At 56.0% G+C, this 4,135-nt stretch carries 5 protein-coding genes; 2 read left to right on the forward strand and 3 right to left on the reverse strand.

The window, feature by feature from the left end; genetic code table 11:
• Window positions 1–393: 393 nt before the first annotated feature.
• Window positions 394–1,107, reverse strand: coding sequence for a helix-turn-helix transcriptional regulator (locus tag ACESQ2_RS25885; protein ID WP_046876722.1), 714 nt, complete (start codon window positions 1,105–1,107; stop codon window positions 394–396).
• 59 nt (window positions 1,108–1,166) lie between these two features.
• Window positions 1,167–1,466: an antibiotic biosynthesis monooxygenase gene (locus ACESQ2_RS25890; RefSeq protein WP_014226700.1), complete on the reverse strand. Its 300-nt coding sequence runs from the start codon at window positions 1,464–1,466 to the stop codon at window positions 1,167–1,169.
• Between the two features lie 383 nt (window positions 1,467–1,849).
• On the opposite strand from ACESQ2_RS25890, the gene ACESQ2_RS25895 reads away from it, so the two are divergent.
• A complete protein-coding gene (locus tag ACESQ2_RS25895; RefSeq protein WP_014226701.1) occupies window positions 1,850–2,059 on the forward strand; it encodes a YdgH/BhsA/McbA-like domain containing protein in 210 nt (69 codons plus the stop codon).
• Between the two features lie 445 nt (window positions 2,060–2,504).
• Here the strand turns inward: ACESQ2_RS25895 and ACESQ2_RS25900 are convergent, their stop codons facing one another.
• Window positions 2,505–3,389 carry an EamA family transporter gene (locus tag ACESQ2_RS25900; protein WP_049072093.1) on the reverse strand — a complete coding sequence of 295 codons (885 nt, stop codon included), beginning with the start codon at window positions 3,387–3,389 and terminating at the stop codon, window positions 2,505–2,507.
• Between the two features lie 80 nt (window positions 3,390–3,469).
• Here ACESQ2_RS25900 and ACESQ2_RS25905 point away from each other — a divergent pair, with 80 nt between their 5' ends.
• The gene (locus ACESQ2_RS25905) at window positions 3,470–3,976 is read left to right on the forward strand and encodes a MarR family winged helix-turn-helix transcriptional regulator (protein WP_046876719.1); all 507 of its coding nucleotides are present in this window, start codon (window positions 3,470–3,472) and stop codon (window positions 3,974–3,976) included.
• Window positions 3,977–4,135 lie beyond the last annotated feature (159 nt).

Below are 4,135 nucleotides of genomic sequence, written 5' to 3' on the forward strand. Positions count from 1 at the left end.
TTGTCAGAGTGAATTAAGTATCAATGAGCAAACAGTTAATACGCACAAAAGTCAGAAGCGATTTGCGATGCTCACTTTTGCAACTGTTAATAGAAACTTCGACTGACCGGAAGCCGCAATATTTAAGGCGTCAGGAACGAACTCGATAAAAGAATTCGTCAAGGCTGTCGGCGTCAAAGAATGCTATTTTTCGCTGACAAATATACATATGTTCACGAGCTGTTAATCAATGTAACAGATAGCTCACAACTATTAATTACTGGGGATTGATAGCAAGAAACAAAGCTATTGTTATTTACACTGAAGGGGAAAAGACGATATGGAATATAACAATATAGCAACCTATAGTTGCATAAAAGGTTATTTCTCTACAGAGAGAACAATCCTAATCCGTCAGCAGTCTCCCTTTTTCGTCAGTTGAAAATGCAGATACAACGCGCGCCACCCTGCCGGCGTAATCGTCACTTCGCGAAATCCCGCGGTAGTGCTAAACCAGCCGTTCTCCAGACCGTGCTGCAGCAGCGCCGCGCCCGCCGCTCCCCCAAGATGAAAGCGTCGTTCGCTCCAGTCCAGACAGCCGCAGCAGGCTTTGCGCCGGGAGCCGCGCTTCACCACCACTCCCAGCCGCGCAAAGTGCGCTTCCCCGGCGGGCGTCAGCGCCGTTCCGTCAGGCGTTATCCACGCTTCACGCTGCAGAAAATCATACAGCGATACCGCCACTTCTCCGGCCAGATGATCGTAACAGGTGCGCGCCAGGCGCAAATTGACCGGCGTGCTGGTTGCGAGCGCCACCGCGCGCTTGCCGGCCATGGTCATCATATTCTCCAGCAAACCGGCGACATCGCTACCGGCGAGGCGGTAGTAGCGATGCCGGCCCTGGGCAAGGCAGATTAATAAACCGCTGTTGACCAGGCGGCTAAGATGCGCGCTGGCGGTCGAAGGGGAAATATCGGCGACGGCAGAGAGCTCAGTCGCCGTCCACGCCCGGCCGTCCATTAAGGCGCACAGTATCTTCAGGCGCGAGGCATCCGCCATCGCCGACGCCACTGCCGCCATCGCTTCGGCCAGGGACTCATCGTCTTCAATCAGCTCAACAGGCTTTAACATAGGGCCTCGCTTATTTTCCCTAACCACAAACAGCAGCCAGAGTACCGGGGATGGGCAGGTTAAGCACGATATTCGCGCAGCACCTGAGCCACCCGAATGTGATAACAGGCGAAAATGCTCTCCCGGCCCTCTTTCTGCGCAGCCTGATGGCAAAGGTTGCGTTTCCACGCCTGCACCGCTTCCTCATCCCGCCACCAGGAGAGCGACAAAATTTTCCCCGGTGTGGTCAGGCTTTGGAAACGCTCAATGGCAATAAAACCGTCAATATTGTTCAGCAGCGGCTTCAGCTCCGCCGCCAGCGCTAAGTAACGTTCCTGACTCGCCGGAGTGACCTCGGCTTCAAAGAGTACGGCAATCATCCCATTGTCCTCACGCAATCTGTGTGCGGGTCACTATATCTTTTCACCCTGGCCCAATGCTTCGTTGACGGGCGAAATATCGCCGCCTTATTTGTTCAAAAAACGCCCAATGCATTCACATTAAAAATAATTAATCACGCGAGGCGAGAAAACTACGCGGCTGTTGAGATCTTTTTCTACGGCGAAAGAGACGCTGCAGAATAAATCATCTGTTTGTTTTTATTGGAAATAAAAAATTAAAAGTTAGGCATTCGTCATCATACCGTCACAAAAGTGTGATCTAAATCGCACTTTTTGCAACGCGCGTTATAGTTAGCAGACTTATTATAAGTCCATCGAAAGCAACAACGCTTTCCACCATAAAAGTTAAAAGGACAAACACCATGAAAAACGTAAAATTACTTGCCGCTGCCGGTATGCTGTCTCTGGTCTCTTTCGCTAGCTTCGCTCAGCCTGTTAGCGTAACCGCTGATACGCTGGACAACGCCGAAGCCAAAATCGCCGCCATTGCTAAAGACCAGGGCCAGTCTTACCACATTACCGAAGCGTATACCGGTAACCAGGTTCATATGACCGCCGAGCTGTCTAAATAACCGAATGGTTGCAGAGGGAGCTGCCGGACAGGTCGCCTGACGGCGGCTGGTCTGGCTCCCGCCACATAATAAGCACAGCAATGTCGAGCCCCTTGATGGGGCTTTTTTTGTTGCTGGCGAACCGTGAACCCACAGCCCGGTGCGTGGGTTCACCGCCGTCTTCGGTGCGGTAGCCCGGACAGATGCGCAGCATCGCCTCCGGGAAATTTGGCCGCTCTGCACGCTACTCCTGAGGGCGGCGCTTGAAGCGCCTTGCCCGGGCTACAGGTTCATCGCCGTCTGCGGGCAGGTAGCCCGGACAGATGCGCAGCATCGCCTCCGGGAAATTTGGCCACTCTGCACGCTACTCCCGGGGGCGGCGCTTGATGCGCCTTGCCCGGGCTACAGGTTCATCGCCGTCTGCGGGCCGGTAGCCCGGACAGATGCGCAGCATCGCCTCCGGGATTTACCGACCCGCTGCAGCTCTCTTATTCGATAACGCGCGCTGAATCGACAGCACGCTGAATAGCACAATCACCAATCCCGCCAGCGCCAGCCCCTCAATTTTTTGTCCTAGGAAAATCCAGCCTAATAGTACCGCTGTCACCGGACTCAGCAGGCTCATTGCCGATACCGCTACCGGAGAAAGACGGCCAATACCGCGGAACCAGAGGCCATACGCGAGCATTGCCCCGGCAACGCACAGCCACAGATAACCCGCCGCCTGAGTCAGCGTTACCTGATGCAGCGGCGGATCGACCAATAACGCAATCGGCGCCAGTACAATACCGCCAATCAGCAGCTGCCAGCCGGTCAGCGCGATAACCGGCAAAGCGATCGCCCAGCGACGCGACAGCCAGGTTCCCAGCGCCATGCTCATCGCCCCCAGAAACGCCGCGGCGATCCCCAGCGGTTCGAGCGTGGTTTGCGGCGACAGCAGCAGCATCGCCATTCCCGCGATCCCCATCAATGCCGAGAGCACCGCCAGCCAGGGCGATCGCTGACGATCGACGCACCAGGCTAACAGCATCACCAGCAGCGGCTGGATCGCCCCTATCACCGCCGCCAGGCCGCCCGGCAGCCGATAAGCGGCAATAAACAGCAGCGCCTGAAACGCGCCGATATTCAGGATCCCGGTAACGATCAGCTTCCACCACTCGGCGCGCAGCGGGAAACGGCGACTCCAGATCAGCAGAGCGATCCCGGCCGGCAGCACCCGCAGCAGCGCGGCGATAAACGGCCGATCCGGCGGCAGAAACTGCGAGGTCACAATATAGGTGCTGCCCCAGATGGCGGGGGCCAGCGCGGTTAAAAACAGATCAACCATCAAATTGCGCGAAACAAAGGCCATGATTTTATCTTCACATCAAGGTAAATTGTGGCCTAAGTATGTATCGATATTTATCTTGATATCAAGACAAGTGAGCATTAATGGACAAATCACCGCAGACCGACGCCGTGGATCGCATTCTTGAACAGTGGAAACGGGAACGTCCCGATCTCGATTGCAGTCCGATGGGCCCGTTTGGCCGCCTGAAACGCTGCGCGCTGCTGCTGGAGCCGCGCATTGAAGCGGCTTTTCTTCGTCATGATTTAGTGCGCTGGGAGTTTGATATGCTGGCGACGTTGCGGCGGGCGGGCGAACCGTTCGTGCTGTCGCCCACCCAGCTCTTTTCAACGTTAATGATCACCTCCGGCACCATGACCCATCGTCTGAAAGCGCTGGAAAAACGGGGGTTTATTCGCCGTCTGCCAAACCCTGACGATGCGCGCAGCATGCTGGTCGCGCTGACGCCAGAGGGGCGAGAGTTAATCGACAGGGCGGTGGAAAGTCACGTGGAGAATGAACGGGAGCTGCTAAGTGGACTCTCTGCGGCGCAGCGCCAGCAGCTTGATGAAGCGCTGACGATTTTTATGCGCCTGCTGGAAAAAGAGTAATACCCACCCGCTTTGAATAAGGCGCTTACCTTGTTGCCGGATGGCGGTTGACGAAGCACCACCGTTATTTCCCGGAGGCGATGCTGCGCATCTGTCCGGGCTACCGGCCCGCAGACGGCGGTGAACCCGTAGCCCCGGTAAGGCGTTAGCCGCGACCGG

This window comes from Klebsiella sp. Q11 (assembly GCF_964241505.1).
Lineage (GTDB): Bacteria > Pseudomonadota > Gammaproteobacteria > Enterobacterales > Enterobacteriaceae > Klebsiella > Klebsiella michiganensis.

Bases quoted from the DNA above. Each gene is read 5' to 3' on its own strand.
- ACESQ2_RS25885 (WP_046876722.1), bottom strand. From the start codon at position 1,107: ATGTTAAAGCCTGTTGAGCTGATTGAAGACGATGAGTCCCTGGCCGAA.
- ACESQ2_RS25890 (WP_014226700.1), bottom strand. From the start codon at position 1,466: ATGATTGCCGTACTCTTTGAAGCCGAGGTCACTCCGGCGAGTCAGGAA.
- ACESQ2_RS25895 (WP_014226701.1), top strand. From the start codon at position 1,850: ATGAAAAACGTAAAATTACTTGCCGCTGCCGGTATGCTGTCTCTGGTC.
- ACESQ2_RS25900 (WP_049072093.1), bottom strand. From the start codon at position 3,389: ATGGCCTTTGTTTCGCGCAATTTGATGGTTGATCTGTTTTTAACCGCG.
- ACESQ2_RS25905 (WP_046876719.1), top strand. From the start codon at position 3,470: ATGGACAAATCACCGCAGACCGACGCCGTGGATCGCATTCTTGAACAG.